This window comes from Gilliamella sp. B14384G12, from assembly GCF_016101825.1.
Classification (GTDB): domain Bacteria; phylum Pseudomonadota; class Gammaproteobacteria; order Enterobacterales; family Orbaceae; genus Gilliamella; species Gilliamella apicola_N.
On sequence record NZ_JACFPU010000057.1, the window covers coordinates 1 to 360 of the forward strand.

The window sequence follows — 360 nt, forward strand, 5'->3', positions numbered from 1 at the left end:
GCGATTCAGATGAATCTTGCTCTTTCTTTGAGGGTAAATCGATGGTAAGGGAAGATTCGTTCATCAATTTAAGGTATTTTTCAATTGTACTGTTTTTTCCTTGTGACCAAGCTCGGCGAGTATAGGCTATATAGGCCTCTCCCTCATACACACTGGTATCTATATTAATAAAAGAACCGGGTATATGGTGATTATTGCTGCCTTCAGTACAGCCTGTAGGAATTTCTTTAACATTGCGTTCTTTAACATCGGTAATGGTTTTATGACGAAATACTCCTGATGGAGTGACTTCATATCCCATAAATTCCCAACCTTTTTGTTTATGTTTGACTAGAATATAAACATAACCTACCCGTAAGG

1 protein-coding gene is annotated in these 360 nt (G+C 37.5%); it reads right to left on the reverse strand.

What is annotated here, in order from left to right:
- A partial coding sequence (locus H3S73_RS13635) for a toxin VasX (RefSeq protein ID WP_198236995.1) occupies window positions 1–360 on the reverse strand: 360 nt, incomplete at both ends.